General features: G+C 63.3%; 18 protein-coding genes and 1 pseudogene. 14 read left to right on the top strand and 5 right to left on the bottom strand.

Annotation, left to right across the window (positions count from 1 at the left end; all coding sequences use genetic code 11):
* The first annotated feature begins 297 nt into the window (after positions 1 to 297).
* Entirely contained in the window at positions 298 to 1893 is a 1596-nt protein-coding gene (locus HU766_RS10060) for a sensor domain-containing diguanylate cyclase (protein WP_186656003.1), read from the top strand.
* Here the strand turns inward: HU766_RS10060 and HU766_RS10065 are convergent.
* Positions 1871 to 2758, bottom strand: a complete 888-nt coding sequence (locus tag HU766_RS10065) for a MerR family transcriptional regulator (protein WP_047583150.1) — start codon at positions 2756 to 2758, stop codon at positions 1871 to 1873. The genes HU766_RS10060 and HU766_RS10065 overlap by 23 nt on opposite strands.
* A 154-nt stretch (positions 2759 to 2912) precedes the next feature.
* Here HU766_RS10065 and HU766_RS10070 point away from each other — a divergent pair, with 154 nt between their 5' ends.
* The 7 genes from HU766_RS10070 (at position 2913) to HU766_RS10100 (ending at position 8427) form a co-directional block, all read left to right on the top strand.
* Entirely contained in the window at positions 2913 to 3359 is a 447-nt protein-coding gene (locus tag HU766_RS10070; protein WP_186656005.1) for a PAS domain S-box protein, read from the top strand.
* A gap of 105 nt (positions 3360 to 3464) precedes the next feature.
* A complete protein-coding gene (locus tag HU766_RS10075) occupies positions 3465 to 3887 on the top strand; it encodes a nuclear transport factor 2 family protein (RefSeq protein ID WP_186656007.1) in 423 nt (140 codons plus the stop codon).
* Positions 3884 to 4636: an SDR family NAD(P)-dependent oxidoreductase gene (locus tag HU766_RS10080; protein ID WP_186656022.1), complete on the top strand. Its 753-nt coding sequence runs from the start codon at positions 3884 to 3886 to the stop codon at positions 4634 to 4636. The genes HU766_RS10075 and HU766_RS10080 overlap by 4 nt, the downstream gene beginning before the upstream one ends.
* Positions 4637 to 4642: 6 nt before the next feature.
* A complete protein-coding gene (locus HU766_RS10085; RefSeq protein ID WP_186656039.1) occupies positions 4643 to 5890 on the top strand; it encodes an FAD-dependent oxidoreductase in 1248 nt (415 codons plus the stop codon).
* Positions 5887 to 6696: a DUF1365 family protein gene (locus HU766_RS10090; RefSeq protein WP_186656042.1), complete on the top strand. Its 810-nt coding sequence runs from the start codon at positions 5887 to 5889 to the stop codon at positions 6694 to 6696. The genes HU766_RS10085 and HU766_RS10090 overlap by 4 nt, the downstream gene beginning before the upstream one ends.
* Positions 6671 to 7933: a cyclopropane-fatty-acyl-phospholipid synthase family protein gene (locus HU766_RS10095; RefSeq protein WP_186656045.1), complete on the top strand. Its 1263-nt coding sequence runs from the start codon at positions 6671 to 6673 to the stop codon at positions 7931 to 7933. Before HU766_RS10090 ends, HU766_RS10095 begins: the two co-directional genes overlap by 26 nt.
* Positions 7933 to 8427, top strand: coding sequence for a DUF2878 domain-containing protein (locus tag HU766_RS10100; RefSeq protein ID WP_186656055.1), 495 nt, complete (start codon positions 7933 to 7935; stop codon positions 8425 to 8427). Before HU766_RS10095 ends, HU766_RS10100 begins: the two co-directional genes overlap by 1 nt.
* 21 nt (positions 8428 to 8448) lie before the next feature.
* On the opposite strand, the gene HU766_RS10105 is transcribed toward HU766_RS10100, so the two are convergent.
* Complete coding sequence (locus tag HU766_RS10105) at positions 8449 to 8985, bottom strand: DUF3833 domain-containing protein (protein WP_186656058.1); 537 nt, start codon at positions 8983 to 8985, stop codon at positions 8449 to 8451.
* A 247-nt stretch (positions 8986 to 9232) separates the two neighbouring features.
* Between HU766_RS10105 and HU766_RS10110 the strand changes: the two genes are divergently transcribed.
* The 6 genes and pseudogenes from HU766_RS10110 (at position 9233) to HU766_RS10135 (ending at position 15400) form a co-directional block, all read left to right on the top strand.
* Entirely contained in the window at positions 9233 to 9724 is a 492-nt protein-coding gene (locus HU766_RS10110) for a DUF1543 domain-containing protein (RefSeq protein WP_186656061.1), read from the top strand.
* Positions 9725 to 10037: 313 nt separating this feature from the next.
* Positions 10038 to 11084 (top strand): annotated as a pseudogene (locus HU766_RS10115) (diguanylate cyclase).
* A 364-nt stretch (positions 11085 to 11448) separates the two neighbouring features.
* Positions 11449 to 12858 carry a circularly permuted type 2 ATP-grasp protein gene (locus HU766_RS10120; RefSeq protein WP_186656069.1) on the top strand — a complete coding sequence of 470 codons (1410 nt, stop codon included), beginning with the start codon at positions 11449 to 11451 and terminating at the stop codon, positions 12856 to 12858.
* Between the two features lie 3 nt (positions 12859 to 12861).
* Complete coding sequence (locus HU766_RS10125) at positions 12862 to 13812, top strand: alpha-E domain-containing protein (protein ID WP_033698461.1); 951 nt, start codon at positions 12862 to 12864, stop codon at positions 13810 to 13812.
* Complete coding sequence (locus HU766_RS10130; RefSeq protein WP_033698462.1) at positions 13809 to 14588, top strand: transglutaminase family protein; 780 nt, start codon at positions 13809 to 13811, stop codon at positions 14586 to 14588. Before HU766_RS10125 ends, HU766_RS10130 begins: the two co-directional genes overlap by 4 nt.
* Positions 14589 to 14665: 77 nt before the next feature.
* Positions 14666 to 15400, top strand: coding sequence for a peptidase (locus HU766_RS10135; RefSeq protein WP_186656073.1), 735 nt, complete (start codon positions 14666 to 14668; stop codon positions 15398 to 15400).
* 47 nt (positions 15401 to 15447) lie between these two features.
* Here the strand turns inward: HU766_RS10135 and HU766_RS10140 are convergent, their stop codons facing one another.
* The 3 genes from HU766_RS10140 to HU766_RS10150 form a co-directional block, all read right to left on the bottom strand.
* Complete coding sequence (locus tag HU766_RS10140; RefSeq protein ID WP_047583155.1) at positions 15448 to 16158, bottom strand: anti-sigma factor; 711 nt, start codon at positions 16156 to 16158, stop codon at positions 15448 to 15450.
* A complete protein-coding gene (locus HU766_RS10145; RefSeq protein ID WP_186656076.1) occupies positions 16155 to 16700 on the bottom strand; it encodes a sigma-70 family RNA polymerase sigma factor in 546 nt (181 codons plus the stop codon). Before HU766_RS10145 ends, HU766_RS10140 begins: the two co-directional genes overlap by 4 nt.
* A 102-nt stretch (positions 16701 to 16802) precedes the next feature.
* On the bottom strand, positions 16803 to 17336 hold the full coding sequence (locus HU766_RS10150) for a DUF3455 domain-containing protein (RefSeq protein WP_186656079.1): 534 nt from the start codon (positions 17334 to 17336) through the stop codon (positions 16803 to 16805).
* Between the last annotated feature and the right edge of the window lie 147 nt (positions 17337 to 17483).

Genomic DNA, 17483 nt, shown 5'->3' on the forward strand with positions numbered 1-17483 from the left:
CTGGCTCTAAATTAAGAATTGAAACGGATTTCGGGAGGAATATGGCATGCGCGCTACAGTGGCACTTTGATCTTCGTCAAAAAAATAGCAAATCAGCATGCGATTGAGCATAACCGTCAATCTTACAGCACGAAGGCAAAATGCTGGCGCGCGCAAATGTAATTAATTGCAAGGAGATGTTCGGTAAGGCCTGTGAGGCGTATGGGGAAGGGGGGCCTGGCTTGGTTTCGGTGCACAACCCGATTCCTGTCTAAGCTTCTGCCAGCATTTCCAGCAGTTGAGGCTTACGACGTACTCATGGGCAACATTCTGTCATCACATATCGGCCTGCGTGGCCTGATTTTGAGCTTCGTTCTACTTGCCGTGCTGGGCACCCTGTGCAATGGCCTGATCACGGCCTACGGCGTGCAACGCGATGCTTTGGTCCACTCGGCGCTAGAAGCCAACCGTGCCTATGCCTTCAAGGTGGCCTCCAGCATCGATGGGTTCCTGTACTCGGTCAATGAACGCCTGAAATACAGCAGCCAGCGCCTGGGCCGCGACATTGCCAACCCAGCCTTGCTGGAGGAGGAAGCACTTCGCTTGCAGGCCCAGGACTCGGAACTGAACAGCGTGCTGATCACCGACCCTGCAGGCAAGATCCTGCAGGCATACCCGCCCGGGGTGCAGATCGGTTCGACGGTGGCGTCTACTGAGTTGCACGCAGCACTCAAACAACGGCAGCCCTTGGTCAGCCAGGCATTCACCGCGGCCAACGGCAAGCTCATCGTCTTCGTGTCGCAGCCGATCTTCAGCCCGGCCGGCCAGTTTCTTGGACTGGTGGGCGGTTCGGTGTACCTGCAGCAGCGTGGCGTGATGCATTCGCTGATTGGCGAACATCACCTCGATGGCACCTTCGCCTTCGTCGCCGACGGCAACCGCCGCTTGCTTTACCACCCCGACCAACAGCGCATCGGTGAAGTGCTCGGCTGGAGCGAAACGGTGGACATCGCCCTGCACGGTGAAAACGGCACCCTGGAGACCGTCAACTACCGAGGGGTACCGATGCTCGCCGGGTTTGCCCATGTGCAAGGCTCCAACTGGGCTGTGGTGGTGCAACAACCGCGGGCACAGGCACTGGCGCCATTGGCCAAGCTGATGCGCGACATGCTGATCAAGATCATCCCGGCCGGGGTGGTTGGTTTTGCTCTGATACTGCTCGGCGCAATGCTGATCACCCGCCCGTTACGTGCGCTGGCCGGCCATGCCATCGACCTTTCGGCGCCCAATGCAACGGCAGAACTGTCCGCGATCAATGCCTGGTACGCAGAGGCTGCGGCGATCCGCCAGGCACTGGTGATGCAGGCGCAACACCTGCAACAGAAGATCGGCACCTTGAACGCCGCCGCCGAAACCGACCTCTTGACAGGCCTGGGCAACCGGCGTGCGATGAAGGCGGCACTCGAGGCCCTGGATGCATCGCAGCAGGCTTATGCGGTACTGGCGTTGGATATCGACCACTTCAAGCGGGTAAACGACACCTTCGGCCATGATGTCGGCGACCTGGCCCTGCAGCAGGTGGCGCAAGTGATCCGTGACTGTACCCGTGCAGGGGACCTGCCCTGCAGGGCCGGCGGCGAAGAGTTCTGCCTGCTGCTGCCGAACACCGGGCCGAGTACTGCGAAAGAGGTCGCCGAGCGTATTCGCTCGACGCTGAGCGCCACGCCCATGAAGCAGGTCGGCACGCTGACGCTATCTATCGGTGTGGCTTACCGCAGTACAGAGACCCCCACCGCCGCAGCCATCCTCAAGCGTGCCGACGAGCGCCTGTACCTGGCCAAGGAAAATGGGCGTAACCGTGTGGTAGCTGAAGATCGCGTGCCTTCCTGGGTCAGAAATCCAGGGTGCCGCTGAGCAAGGCGTTGAGTTTGCCCGCGACGTCGGCGCCTTGCTCGTCCAGCAGGCACAACGCAATGCCTTGCAACGCCGCCTGAGAGCCCGCCAGGCCTGCGCCTATCAGCGCCAGCGGGCAGGCAATCTCCATCTGCAACGCGCGCAGGCGCCTGGCCAACACCGGGCCAACCGGTGCCTGCAGCGCAATCACCAGTGCCGCCGGCTGCATCGCCGCACACAACAGGGGCAGCTCTTCCAGCGGTTGCCCGCAGCCGAGCACCTCGATGCGTTGTTGCTCGCCGCTCAACAGCAGCCCGGCACACAACACTTGCAGTTCGGCTTGCCCTTCGGTGCCCGCCAGCAGTACGCGCGGCGCATCGGGCTGGTTCATCTGCAGGCGCAGCAGCAAGCGGGCGCGCAGGAACGTATCGAGAAACAGCCATTGGCTACGCTGGCCGAACGCACTGCCTGAAGCCAGCTCATGCCACACCGGCATCAGCACTTCACGCAGTACAGTGGCCTTGGGCATGAGTGTGAACAACTGGCCATGGATCCCTTCCAGCGCCTGCGCATCGAATGCCTGGGTTGCGCGTACTACGGCGGCGCGCCAATCGTCAAAGGCCGAATGCGGCTGCACAGACGCCTCAGGCTGGCCTACGAGCATGTCACCGACCTTGCTGATGGGCAGGCCGTTGGAGGTCCAGCGCAAGATGTCACGTATACGCTGCACATCCCGGGCCGTGTACAGGCGATGGCCGCCCTCGGTGCGCTGCGGGCGGATCAGCCCGTGGCGCCGCTCCCAGGCACGCAAGGTCACCGGATTGATGCCGGTCAGGCTGACCACGTCGCGCATGGGTAGCAAATCGGGTGGGGTGGCGTCTGTCATGGCGAGTGGGCTTCCGGGGGGTGCCCTATTCTAAACCCATCTGCACCTTCTGCGGCGAGCAACCTTGGTTCATCATACAGCACACGGCGCCGAAGCCTTCTGCACAGAGGCTACGCTGCGCATATCGCATACGAGATTTCTGTGGGTGGGCCCTATGATCAACGCAAAACTCCTGCAACTGATGGTCGAGCATTCCAACGATGGCGTCGTCGTCGCCGAGCAGGAGGGCAATGACAGCATCCTTATCTACGTCAACCCGGCCTTCGAGCGCCTGACCGGCTACAGCGCCGACGACATCCTCTACCAGGACTGCCGCTTTCTTCAGGGCGAGGATCATGACCAGGTGGCCATCGCCACCATCCGCGAGGCAATCCGCGAAGGTCGCCCCTGCTGCCAGGTACTGCGCAACTACCGCAAGGACGGCAGCCTGTTCTGGAACGAGTTGTCCATCACGCCCGTGCACAACGAAGCGGACCAGCTGACGTACTACATCGGCATTCAGCGCGATGTCACAGCGCAGGTATTCGCCGAGGAGAAGGTTCGCGAGCTGGAGGCGGAAGTGGCTGAATTGCGCCGGCAACTGGGCCAGGCCAAGGGCTGACCCAAAAAACCTATACACGATCGTTAATTTGTATAGATTAAGACCTAGACTTCAGCTATACCTGTACAACAAAGCATAGTTGTACAGGATTGACTGGAGCCCAGCATGTCAGCGTACCTACAGCAATTCGCCGAGCGCTTCGCCAGCCTCGATGGGGGCAACCTCGACACGCTGGCAAAACTGTACAGCGAAGAGGTCACCTTTCGCGATCCCCTGCATCAGATACAGGGGCTGCCGGCGCTGCGGGCCTACTTCGAGCAGCTGTACGCCAACGCCCACGATATCCGCTATGCCTTCACCAGCGCCGACGAGGTGAGGCCCGGGCAGGGTTACCTGCGCTGGACCCTGCAGTTCTGCCACCCACGCCTGGCCCGCGGCCAGCAGATCACCTTGCAAGGCTGCAGCTGCTTGCATTGGCACGACCGCGTGCATTTTCACCAGGACTATTTCGACGCCGGCGCCCTGCTGTATGAACACCTTCCGGTCATGGGCAGTGCTATTCGCTGGCTCAAAGGCAGGCTGGCATGAGCCGCTGCTGGCTGACCGGCGCAAGCAGCGGTATCGGTGCCGCACTCGCGCAGATACTGCTGGAGCAAGGCCACCAGGTTGCCTTGGGGGGTCGCCACGCGGAGCGCCTTGCCCCCTTGGCTGAACGGTTCCCCGGGCAGGTATTGCTGGCCATTGGCGATATTGACGACCCGCAGCAGGTGGCCGTTATCGCTGCCCGCATCGAGCAGGCCTGGGGCGGGCTGGACATGGCCATTCTCAATGCAGGCACCTGCGAATACCTGGAGCCGGGCCATTTTGATCCGGCCTTGGTCGAACGTGTGCTGCGCACCAACGTGCTGGGTGCCAGCTACTGCCTGGCGGCGGCACTGCCCTTGCTTCGCGCCGGCCAACGTCCCCACCTGGTGGTGATGGGCAGTTCGGTGAGCTGGCTGGCCTTGCCTCGCGCTGGCGCCTACGGCGCGTCCAAGGCTGCGGTGCGTTACCTGGTGGAGTCACTGCGCATCGACCTGGCACACGAGGGCATCGCGGTCACCCTGGTCAGCCCCGGCTTCGTCGACACGCCATTGACCCGGCGCAACGATTTCCCCATGCCGCAGCTGTGGCCCGCGCAGCGCGCAGCCCAGCATATCGCCAGGCGCCTGCAGCGCCGCCCGCTGGAAATCAATTTCCCCGGCTTTTTTACCTGGGCGTTGCGCCTGCTCGGGGCGCTGCCCGCGCGCCTGCGCCTGGCACTGGGCCAACGCCTTGCCCGTCATGAACAGGAATGATGATCCATGCGTATAGCAATCATCGGCAGTGGCATCGCGGGGCTGACCTGCGCCCATCTGCTGTCACGCAAGCACGAAGTGACGGTTTTCGAGGCCGAGCAATGGGTCGGGGGGCACACGCATACCTTCGATGTGATCTGGCAAGGCGAGCGCCATGCAATAGACACCGGTTTCATCGTCTTCAACGACTGGACCTACCCGCACTTCATCCGGTTGCTCGACCAGCTCAAGGTCGCCTCGCAGCCGACCGAGATGAGTTTCTCGGTGCATGACCCGATCAGCGGCCTGGAATACAACGGTCATGACCTGAACACACTGTTCGCCCAACGACGCAACCTGGTGTCCCCAGGGTTCTGGGGGATGCTACGGGATATTCTGCGTTTCAACCGCCAGGCAGTCGCCGACCTCGACGCCCAGCGCATCGACGCCAACACCACCCTGGGCGCCTACCTTCAGGCGCACCGCTATGGGCGGCGGTTCATCGACCACTACATCGTGCCAATGGGGTCGGCCATCTGGTCGATGTCCCGCGCAGACATGCTCGGCTTCCCCCTTGAATTCTTCGTGCGCTTTTGTCGCAACCACGGCTTGCTGTCGGTCACCCAACGGCCGCAGTGGCGGGTGATCAAAGGGGGTTCGCGCGGCTATGTTGCGCCGCTGTGCCGACCGTTTGCCGAACGCATCCGCCTCAACTGCAAGGTTTACCGCGTCAGCCGCGACGAAGGTGGCGTCACCCTGGTCAGCGCTGCCGGCAGCGAACGCTTCGACAATGTGGTGTTCGCCTGCCACAGCGACCAGGCCCTGGCGCTGCTGGACACCCCAAGCCCACAAGAGCGCGCCGTGCTCGGCGCCATTGGCTACGCCAGCAACGACGTGGTGCTGCACACCGATACCCGTCTGCTGCCACGCCGCCGGCGCGCCTGGGCCAGCTGGAACTACCGCCTGGGCGGCCCAGAGCAGGCCCCCGCGGCGCTGACCTACAACATGAACCTGCTGCAAGGCATCAAGGCGCCGACCACCTTCTGCGTGAGCCTCAACCAGACCGCGCAGGTAGACCCGGCGCAGATCATCGCCCGCTTCCAGTACGCCCACCCGCAGTACAGCCTTGCGGCCTCCGCCGCGCAGGCGTGCCAGGCGCAGTTGCAGGGCCAGCAACACAGTTACTTCTGTGGCGCCTACTGGGGTAATGGTTTTCACGAAGACGGGGTAGTCAGCGCGCTGAAAGTGGCCGCGCACTTTGGAGAGCAGCTGTGAACAGCAGCCTTTGCCTGGGCTGGGTCAGCCACCGGCGCCTGACGCCGCGGCGCCACGCGTTCCGTTACCGGATCGGCATGTTCTACCTGGACCTGGACGAGCAAACCTGGCTGCTGAAACTGTCTCTCTGGCTGGGGCGCTGGCGCCTGGCACCGCTGTGTTGGCGCGAGACCGACTACCTGCCCGCGCTGACCCGCCAAGGCGAGCCGTTGGCCCAAGCCGCACGCTTGCTGGTCCACCAGGCGACAGGGCATATGCCCGAAGGCCCGGTGCGCCTGCTCACGCAACTGCGTTGCTGGGGGCTGTCGTTCAACCCGGTGAGCTTCTACTTCTGCCATGACCGCGACGGGCGCCTGGCGGCGATTCTGCTGGAGGTGCGCAACACGCCGTGGCGTGAACGCTTTCACTACGTGCTGCCGGTGCAGGGCAACCTTGCCAAGCACTTCACCGTAGCCAAGGCCTTCCATGTGTCGCCGTTCATGCCCCTGGACATGGACTATCACCTGCGCTTCAGCCTGGACGCGGCGCATGTACGCATTCACATGCAGAACTGGCAAGGCGGCCGCAAGGTGTTCGAGGCCGACCTCACCTTGCAGCGCCAGCCACTGGATGCACCCGCGCTGCGCCGCTACGTGCTGACCTTTCCCTGGATGAGCCTGCACACCGTTCTGGCCATCTACTGGCAAGCGCTGCGCCTGTTGTTCAAACGCACCCCCGTCCATGACCACACCACCCGCCAGGGTGACCTGGCGCTCGGCCAACCTTGCGAGGACCCTGAACATGTCGAATCCCACCCTGAGCGTTAGCAAGTTCGCCGGCCTTGCGCCCTTGCTCGGAGGGCTGGCACGAAGCGCCGTGCTGGCCCAGATGGGCAAACTGCGCCACGGCCACCTGCGTCTGCTCAGCCACGGGCAGCAGTGGAGCTTCGGTGATGCCGAAAGCCTGCTCCAGGCCGAGGTGGAGATCCTCGATGACGCCACTTGGAGCCTGATCGCCGGTAATGGCTCGATCGGCGCGGGCGAAGCCTACATCCATGGCTACTGGCGAAGCCCCGACCTGGCACTGGTGACGCGCTTGTTCGTCGCCAACCTGGAAGTGCTCGATGCGCTCGAAGGTGGCCTGGCCCGCTTCGGTCGCCCTGCCCTGCGCCTGCTGCACCGGCTCAACCGCAACAGCAGACGCGGCGCCCGGCGCAACATTCTGGCGCACTACGACCTGGGCAATGCCCTGTTCGAGCGGCTACTGGACCCGACCATGATGTATTCTGCCGCCCAGTTCGAGTACCCCGGGCAAACCCTGGAGCACGCCCAGTTGCACAAGCTGGAGCGCATCTGCCAGAAGCTCGAACTGCGCGCTGACGATCACCTGCTGGAGATTGGTTGCGGCTGGGGCAGCCTGGCAATCCACGCTGCCACTCGGTACGGCTGCCGGGTCACCACCACGACACTCTCCGAAGCCCAGTACACCCATACCTTGCAGCGCGTTCAGGCCCTGGGGCTGGCGCAGCGCGTGACGGTGCTGCGCGAAGACTACCGCGACCTGCAAGGCAGCTTCGACAAATTGGTATCGATCGAGATGATCGAGGCTGTCGGGCACCGTTACCTGCCGGTGTACTTCCGTCAGTGCGCCTCGCTGCTCAAGCCCGAAGGCCTGATGCTGTTGCAAGCGATCACCATCCGCGACCAGCGCTATGCCCAGGCACGGCGCTCGGTAGACTTCATCCAGCGCTACATCTTCCCCGGTGGCGCCCTGCCCTCGCTGAGCGTGATGCTGGACACCGCCAGCCGGCAGACTGCACTCAACCTTGTGCACCTGGAGGATTTTGGCCTGGACTATGCCCACACCTTGCAGCATTGGCGCGAAAACCTGCGCCAGGCGCGCACAGCGCTGATGGACCTGGGCTACGACGACATGTTCCAGCGCCTGTGGGAGTTCTACCTGTGTTATTGCCAAGGCGGCTTCGAGGAGCGCGCCATCGGTGTCGCGCACCTGCTGTGGGCGGCCCCCCAGGCACGGCGCGCCCCCTGGCCTGGCAGTGCGTGATGCGCAGCTGCTGGCTGGTCGCCAATGCGCTCTGGTTACAGGCCGGCTGGTGGGCCTGCGTGCTGGGCGCGCAACGCCCTTGGTTGCTGCTGCTGGTGCCTGTGGGCCTGGCCGTGCACCTGCGCCTGTGCCCGAACTTCAACGCCGAGGGCAAGGCACTGTGGCGCGTTGCGTTGGCCGGCTGCCTGCTCGATAGCGTGTTGGGGGTACTGGGCGTGTTCGGTTTCGACGCCTGGCCGCTGCCGCTGTGGCTGGCACTGCTGTGGTGGGTGCTGGCCAGCGGCATGCGCCACAGCCTGGCATGGGCCGGCAAGCGCTACTGGCTCGGCGCGTTGCTGGGCGCATTCGGCGGCCCGTTGGCGTATGTCGGCGGCGCCAGGCTGGCGGATGTCGCCTTGCCTTTGGGCACAATGGAAACCGGCCTGTTATTGATGCCGGTGTGGGCGTTGGCCCTGCCACTGCTTTCGCGTCTCGCGGCGTCGCCCTCACGTTGAGCGGGGCAAGCGCGCTCAGCCTCAGGGCGTGCCCGCTGGCAAGCGGCGGAAGAACAGGGTGATCTGGCCGACTTCCACGCCCAGTTTGCTCATGCTGGTGCGGTTGATCAGCGTGTCTTCATCCATGAGGTACATCCAGTCGTCCATGTCCACCTGCCAGTGCCGCCCGTCGACCGGCAGGTCAAGCTGGTAACGCCAACGCAGCGCATTCCCCGCCACTTCGCCGCGCGCCTCACCGATCACGTCCCCCGCTGTCCCCCGCCAGCGGCCAGGGCCGTCCGGCACCAGTGTCCAGGTACGCTGCTGGCGCGTGCCATCGCTGTAGAGAAAATGCTCGTCGAGGATCAGCCGCTCACCTTCGCGGCGGCTGTCGATGCGCACGTGGAAGCGCTTCACCACTTCGCCGGAACGCTTCTGGAACATCCCCCAGGCCTGCACCGGGCGCGAGAAGAACGCCGCCAGGTCCAGCGTCGGTTGCGCCTGGGCATAGTGCTCGACACCGACATTGCCACAGCTTCCCAGAAGCAGACAGGCAACCAGCAACAGCGCTTTGTACATGTTCAGCTACCTCGGTCGTTGCCCGCTGCCAGCCCGAGGAGGCGCTGACGCAGTTGCGGGTCCATGGACTGCGGATCGAGCCAGAGGGCGAAGAACGCCCAGCAGGCCTCGACACCTGGAAAAATACTATACAATACTAGCTTATTGCATAGATATTAGATGGATCTGTACAGATTTCTTCACACTCCACACGCGCCCTGCAAATCCCGCAAAATACGCCGTCTACTGCCCCCTGAAGGAATTGCTCATGCTGTACGTAGTCATGCTCGGTGGCCGCCACCCACGGGCCAGTATCGAGGTACACGACGTGCTGTTCGCACAGGCCGATTCACTGGAGCAGGCATACCCGCAACTGCGCCAGGACTGGTTCGGCAGCCGTGCAGGCCTGCACATCGACTCGTGGCTGGAAGTCGACGGCATCGATCGCTACCGTGTCGCGTTCAGCCCGCTGGCGCCAGGCGCGGATGACCCACGGCTGTTCTTCATCAACCTGGGTGGCTACGAGCCCAACGTGTTTGGCGAGGCGCACCGCTACCTGCTGGTGGTGGCCAGGGACAAGGCCCAAGCCAAACAACTGGGCAAGCAACGCTTGGAGTCGGGCTGGCTCAAACCGCATACCGATGCAGTACTGGAAGTAGACGACTGCCTGCCCGTCGACCGGGTGGGCGGGCGTTATGTGCACTTGATCGAAGGTGCCCATGGCGGGCTGCGTCAATACAGCGACTACATCCTGCTCTGAGATTCAAACACCTTCTCACCGGCGGGGATCAGCCCGCACTGACACCCGCGTGCCTGGCTTTCGGATTGTCATGAAACAGGCTATGTTCGACGAAACTCGACTGCGCGTCGCCAGCACCGACTTCGATCAAGGGAAACCTCATGCAGCAACGTGAACTGCTGACAACCGTTGCAGGTGCCTGCGAAGTGCCGCAACGCGCTACCGTTCAAGCGTGGCGGCGGCAGCCATGACAGGCCTTGATCCTCGCGATGAGATAGCGCACTCGGTAAGGACGGACCGCCTGAAACAGCTGTTCGTCCAGTCAACGCCCGCTGTGCTGGGCAGCTACTTGGCAGCCATCATGTTGTGCTGGCTGGGCTGGGAGCGTTTCGACCAGCAAAAGGTGGTCGCCTGGATGGCCGTACTCAGCCTTTCGACGGCCCTGCGTACCGCCATGTTCATCACCTACCTGCGCGCTCCCGCCAGCCAGCGCACGGCTGAACGCTGAGAGTGGCGCTACTGGGCCACGCTGGTATTGTCGGCGGCAACCTGGGGCTTGGGTGCATTGGCTGTGATGCCGGCCGACGACCTGCTGGGGCAGACATTGATCATGCTGTTTGCCGTGGGCATGTCGGTCAGCGCCGTGTCGTGTTACTCGTCATACCGCAACATGACCGTGGTATCGATCGCCCTGGTGCTGCTGCCCTGCACCGGTTGGCTGGTGGTGCAGCCTTCCGCGCTGCAGCAGGGGATCGCACTGGCGGTACTGGTGTTCGCATCGTTCGTCGTCAACGCGACGCAAAGCCTGTCCTCAGCCCTGTTGACCGCGTGGCGCCTGAAACACGAAATGGAACACGCTCACCGGCTTGCCATGGTGGCTTCGTGCACGGACGAACTGACCGGGCTGAACAACCGACGTGCCTTTTTCGACTCTGCATCGGTGCAGCACGCCCGCTGCAGGGAGGGGTGTAACTTCGTGGCCGTGCTGATGCTGGACGTCGATCATTTCAAGCAGATCAACGATACGGCCGGGCACGCGGCGGGCGACCAGGTGCTGCAGCGGATCGGTGCCGTGATCAGCGCCAGCCTGCGGGATGACGACATAGCCGGCAGGCTGGGCGGCGAGGAGTTCGCCATCCTGCTGCCCGATACGCCCCTGCACACCGCCACCGAGATCGCCGAGCGCCTGCGGGCCCTGATAGCCAAACTGAACGTCAACGTCGAACACCCGGTGACCGCAAGCATAGGCCTGGCGTTCGCAACAGCCCCCGCGAGTGAACTCGGTGCGTTGCTCAGTAGCGCAGACAAAGCCATGTACCACGCCAAGGCATCCGGCCGTAACCGAGTGACGGTCGTCGACCAGATGCACGCCGCCGTCTGACAAGAGGCAAGCCTGCCCAGATTTGGTTCAACCCTGCCATCACGCCAAACCTTGCACTCAATTGATGCAAGGCAGCCGCGCGCTCGGCATGCGCCCCTACATCCAGGTGCCATAAACCCCCGCCAATTCGGCTGATACCGTCGCGTTTCTGCTACTAAACCGCGCACATCTGCTTTTTTAGCGCCATTTTCCCTCCCGATTCATCCGCCCTGCCCGTTCCGGCATTGTCATTGCAAAGCGAGTTCACCCCTTAACCCGAGGCGATCCATAAAAACCGCATCCACACGTAAATGCAGTACCGCACCCCGTTGTGAATGGATGAATGTGCAACATCACTGCCGACGAGTCGTGGCAAGGAGTGGGTATGTCCCGGGCTTTTTTCAATGAAATGTATGAGGCAAACGGAAGTTGCCGCCCGCACTATCAGGAGTTCGCCCGCTGGCTGGCGAACACGCCGCTGGCATTGTTGGAGCAGCGGCGGCACGAAGCCGACCTGCTGTTTCATCGGGCCGGCATCACCTTCACCCTGTACGGTGACCAGCAAGACACCGAGCGGTTGATCCCCTTCGATATCATCCCGCGCAGCATCCGCGCCAGCGAATGGCGCATCGTCGAACGCGGGTGTATCCAGCGCGTCCAGGCGCTGAACCTGTTCCTGCAGGATATCTACCACGAACAGCGCATTCTCAAGGCTGGCATCATTCCGCCCGAGCAGGTGCTGGCCAATGAGGGCTACCAGGTCGCCATGCAGGGCCTGAATCTGCACCGTGGGCTGTACGCCCATATCGCCGGCGTCGACCTGGTGCGTGACAGTGATGGTACGTATTACGTACTGGAAGACAACCTGCGCACGCCCAGCGGCGTCAGCTACATGCTCGAAGACCGCAAGATGATGATGCGCCTGTTCCCCGAGCTGTTCGCCGCCCAGCGCATCGCACCCATCGACCACTACCCCAACCTGCTGCTGGACACACTCAAGAGTGCCAGCCCGCTGGACAACCCGACCGCCGTGGTGCTCACTCCGGGGCGTTTCAACAGCGCCTACTTCGAGCATGCGTTCCTGGCCCGGGAGATGGGCATCGAGCTGGTCGAAGGCGCCGACTTGTTCGTGCGCAACGACCATCTCTATATGCGTACCACCGCCGGCCCACAGCAGGTGGATGTGATTTACCGCCGCCTGGACGACGAATACCTCGACCCGCTGTCGTTCAACCCTGACTCGATGCTGGGCGTACCGGGGCTGATCTCGGTGTACCGGGCTGGCAACGTGGTGCTGGCCAACGCGGTGGGCACCGGCGTTGCCGACGACAAGTCGATCTACCCCTATGTCGACGAGATGATCCGCTTTTACCTGAGCGAGGAGCCGATCCTGAAGAACGTGCCCACTTGGCAATGCCGCAAGCCAAAGGACCTTTCCCACGTCTTGGCCCACCTCCCCGAGCTGGTGGTCAAGGAAACCCAAGGCTCCGGCGGCTATGGCATGTTGGTCGGCCCTGCCGCCACAGCGGCGCAGATCGAAGACTTTCGCGCCCGCATCAAGGCGCGCCCGCACGCCTACATCGCGCAGCCCACGCTGTGCCTGTCCACCTGCCCGACCTTCGTCGAAAGCGGCATTGCGCCGCGCCACATCGACCTGCGTCCGTTTGTGCTGTCAGGCAGCGAAACCCGCCTGGTGCCCGGTGGCCTGACCCGCGTTGCGCTGCAAGAAGGCTCGCTGGTGGTCAACTCGTCGCAAGGCGGCGGTACCAAGGACACCTGGGTGGTGGAGGACTGACCCATGCTTTCGAGAACCGCTTCCGATCTGTACTGGATGTCCCGCTACCTGGAACGCGCCGAAAACCTCGCACGCATGCTCGAGGTCAGCTACTCGCTGTCGCTGATGCCGCAAGCCGGGCGTTCGGATGGCCACGCCGAGCTGGCCATGTCGCTGCTGGCGTCCGGTACGCTGGACGATTACATCCGCAAGCACACCGAGCTGGACCCCGAGCGCATGCTGCACTTCTTTGCGCTGGACGCGAGCAACCCCAGCAGCATCTATTGCTGCCTGCAAGCTGCCCGTACCAACGCCCATGCGGTACGTGGGCGGATCACCGCCGACATGTGGGAAAACATCAACGCCACCTGGATCGAAATGCGCAACATCGCCAGCAACGGCCTTGGGCGCTACGGCATCAGCCAGTTCTGCGACTGGGTCAAGGAACGCTCGCACCTGTTCCGTGGCGCGACCTCCGGCACCATCATGCGCAACGATGCCTACAGTTTCATTCGCCTGGGCACCTTCCTCGAGCGGGCAGACAACACCCTGCGCCTGCTCGATGCCCGTTATGAAATGTTCGGGGAAACCTCCGAGGAGGTCAGCGACGACTCTGCACGCGGTTATTACCAGTGGAGCGCCTTGTTGCGCGCCCTGACCGCCTACGAAGCCTTCAATGAAATCTACCGCAACGCGCCCAGCGCGCGACCGGTGTCGGAGCTTTTGCTGCTGCGCGTTGACGTGCCACGTTCGCTGCATGCCTGCATTGATGAGCTCGACCAGATTCTTGCCGGCCTGCCTGGCAATACCGGCCGCGCCGCACAAAGGCTGGCGGCCGAACTCAACGCACGACTGCGCTACACCGCCATCGACGAGATTCTCGAAGCCGGGCTGCACCTGTGGCTGACCGACTTCATCGGCCGCATCCACCAACTGGGCCAGACCGTCCATAACGCCTATCTGGAGGTCATATGAAACTGTCCATCCGCCACGACACCACCTACAGCTACGCCAGTGACGTCTGCAACAGCATCCAGTTCCTGCGCCTGACACCGCGCAGCAGCGAGCGCCAGCGTATCCTCGACTGGCAATTGGACTTGCCCTGCAAGGTGAACAGCCAGATCGACCCCTATGGCAACATCCTGCACGTGCTGACCTTGGAAAAGCCCCATGGCCACCTGGCCCTGACGGCCAGCGGCCAGGTGGAAATCGACCCGGATTGCGAGCACGAGGCCGGCAGCCAGTCGCCCCTGCCGTTCCTGCGCAGCAGCCACCTCACCCAGGCCAGTGACGCGCTCAAGGCCTTCGCCACTCAGCAGTGTGGCGAGCGCCGCGACCGGGCAGCGTTGACTGCGCTGATGCAAGGCCTGGCCGACCATATGCCCTACAGCCCAGGCGCGACCTCGGTGGGCACCACCGCCATCGAGTCGTTTGCCGGCGGTGCCGGGGTGTGCCAGGACCATACCCACGCGTTCCTGGCCTGCGCCCGCAGCCTGGGTATCCCCGCACGCTACGTGTCTGGCTACTTGTGCACCGAAGACGAAACCCACCTGGCCAGCCACGCCTGGGCTGAAGCCTGGATCGATGAAGCCTGGTACAGCTTCGACGTCACCAACCGCCTCACCCGGCCCGAGCGTCACCTTAAACTGGCCGTCGGGCTGGATTACCTCGATGCCTGTCCGGTCCGCGGCGTGCGCCGGGGTGGCGGCGTCGAATCCATGCAGGCAAGTGTTCAGGTGCATCGCCAGTAACCCCCTGGCGCAACACCAGCAGGCCCCGGCGTGCCGTGTGCGGCGGGGCCCTCCATTCAAAGCACAAGGTAAACAGCATGACCTACTGTGTCGCTATGCACGTGGCGGACGGGCTGGTATTCATCTGCGACTCACGCACCAATGCCGGCATCGACCAGATCTCCACGTTTCGCAAGTTGTTCGTTTTCAGCGTGCCCGGCGAGCGGCTGATCGTCCTGCAGACCGCCGGCAACCTCGCCACCTCGCAATCGGTGGTCAACCTGCTCGAACAACGCAGCCGGGGCGCCGGCACCCACTTGCTGAACGTCGCCACGCTCTACGATGCAACGGTGCTGGTGGCCGAAACCCTGCGCGAAGTGGTCGCCCGTGACCGCAGCAAGCTGACAGCCCAGATCGATCTGAGCGCCTCGTTCATGGTGGGCGGGCAGATCGCTGGCAGCCCTATGGGCATCTACAACGTCTATGCCCAGGGCAACTTCTTCCAGGCCACCCAAGACACCCCCTTCCTGCAATTGGGCGAGAGCAAGTACGGCAGGCCGATCCTGGACCGTAATCTCACCTACCACACGCTCTTGGACGAGGCGGTGCGCTGCGGCCTGATCTCATTCGACTCCACCATCCGCAGCAACCTGTCCGTGGGCATGCCCCTGGATCTGCTGGTGTATGGCAAAGACAGCTGCACAGCCAGGGAGCCGGTTCGCATTCATCATGACGACCCTTACTACAGCCAGATCCGCAAGCAATGGGGTGATGGCTTGAAAAACCTGCTGGCCGAACTCACGCCACCCCCACGGGATTTCATGGCCCAATGAGCGAGGTCGAAACATGCCGTCGGCTGGCGACCGAGCAGCCTCCATGCTCAAATAACCTTCACCGCACGGCCTATGAACTTCACCGGCCCGGTCGGCCGCCCGGTGGGCGAGCCACCGGCTTTTTCAAGCGTCAGCTCGAACAGTTGGTCGGGTTCTAAAGGCGGCATGCTGCTGGCGGGGACGCGGTATTGCTCGCCTGGCTTGATCAGCCCCAGCGAAACGGGCGCGGGCCATTGCGAGCCCTTGGTCCAGAACTGCAGCGCCATGCCGTCAGGTACAGCGTCCTGGCCCAGGGGGATGAGCTCCAAGGCCCGCCCATCGCTTGCCTGCACCACCCATCCCGGCGCCTGGTCCGTCGGTGCAACCAGCACCACCAGGTAGCGCGGCGACGGTGCCTGGCTGACCAGCAACAGAAACGTCAGCACCAGGCTCGCTGCGATGCCCACGGCACTCACCCCCTGCCACAGGCGAAGACGCTGCCACCACGCCACGGACGGTTTGGCAAACCACCCCGCGCGCTCGTCCAGGCTGCGCTCTATACGCCCCCATAAGCGGGGGCTGGGTGTCGAGGGTTGGGCAACACGGGTCAGGGCCAGCAGGCGTTCTTCCCACGCATCCACAGCCCGCTGCAGGCGCGGGTCATGCGCCATGCGCGCGGCCAGCGCCGCGCGCTGGTCGGCAGGCAGTGTGCCGAGTACGTACTCCCCTGCCAGCGCCTCCAGCGCGTCCTGGTCTTGATCGGCAGCATCCGCTTTCATCCCATGCACTCTCTGAGAGCCTTGAGGCTTCGCTTGATCCAGGCTTTGACGGTACCTAGTGGCGCGTCGAGCAGGCTAGCGATCTCGATGTGGCTGCACCCGTCCACATAAGCATGCAGGATGCACCGTTGAGGTGACGGCTGCAGTTGCTCCAGGCAGCGGTAGATCCTGCTCGAACCCGACCATGCCTCATCATCGGCACCCGGGAACACGGCGCCGATGGCGTCGATATCGCTTTCGTCAAAAGCGACTTCACAGCACACGTCACGTATGTGATTCAACGCCAGGTGCCGGGTGATGCTGTAGATCCAACCCCGTGCCGAACCGCGCGCCGGGTCGAAACTCGCGGCGCGGGTCCAGATGCGGATGAAGGCATCGTGGACGATATCCTCGGCGGTTGCGTCATCCCTGGCGATGCGCCGCGTGACGCCCAGCAAGCGTGCGCCTTCATGGGTGTAGAGCGCCTGCAAGGCGCGCCGATCGCCTTGAGCGCACGCCGCCAGGCATGCCTGAAAATCGAAAGGGGTAACAGGCAGGTTCAACGTTCGATCACTCCTAGCATTACCGAGTGCAGCCCCAGCCTTGAGGCCAGGTCTGGCGGTAAGGGTAGATGATCAATCACCCGCCGGCTGCCACAACATCGATCATTTGGCGGCCCAGAACACGTAGTCAGCTTGGTACTTGACGATTTGTCGCTCGCCTTTGTTCTGCGCCATGCAGCCACTTTGCGGCGCAACGCCGCCACGGGTCGCAACGCGCTGGATGTAGCTGACGCCGTGCATGGCACCCGGGCCTTCGGCGGGGTTGGCCTTCACCAGTTGATACGGCAGCGCGGTCTTGTCCACGGGCGCCACAGCGAGCTGGGTCCCGGTGATTTTCGAACCGTCCTTGGCTTGCCAGGTGGCAGGCGGGCCGAAGTAGTCGCCCACTGCCTTGCCCGAACGGTCATTGAGCACCGCTTTCGGGCCTACGAATACCCACTCGGTCTGCCCCGGCATGCTGGCCTTGTCGCGGCATTCGTAGGTGATTTCGCCCACGCCCACGGTTTCCAGGACCACCTTGTGGCCTTCGGGCACCTTCACGGCATCAGGCAGGCCTTGTTGAGCGTGGGCTGTGTGTGAGGCCAGAACCAGGGCCAGGCCAGCGACGAGCGAGCAGGAAACGGATGTGAAGGTCATCGTGCAAACTCCTGATAGGGGGGGGGCGGGGCTGCAGCAAGGCGGCCCTGTCCTGATTACCCGCCACCGTCCTGTTTGGATGCACCCCTGTACAAAAAAATGTGAGGACGCTGACGCACAGCGTCGGAACTTTGCTGGCTTGTCGCA

This window comes from Pseudomonas sp. SWRI77 (genome assembly GCF_014269105.1).
GTDB lineage: Bacteria > Pseudomonadota > Gammaproteobacteria > Pseudomonadales > Pseudomonadaceae > Aquipseudomonas > Aquipseudomonas capeferrum.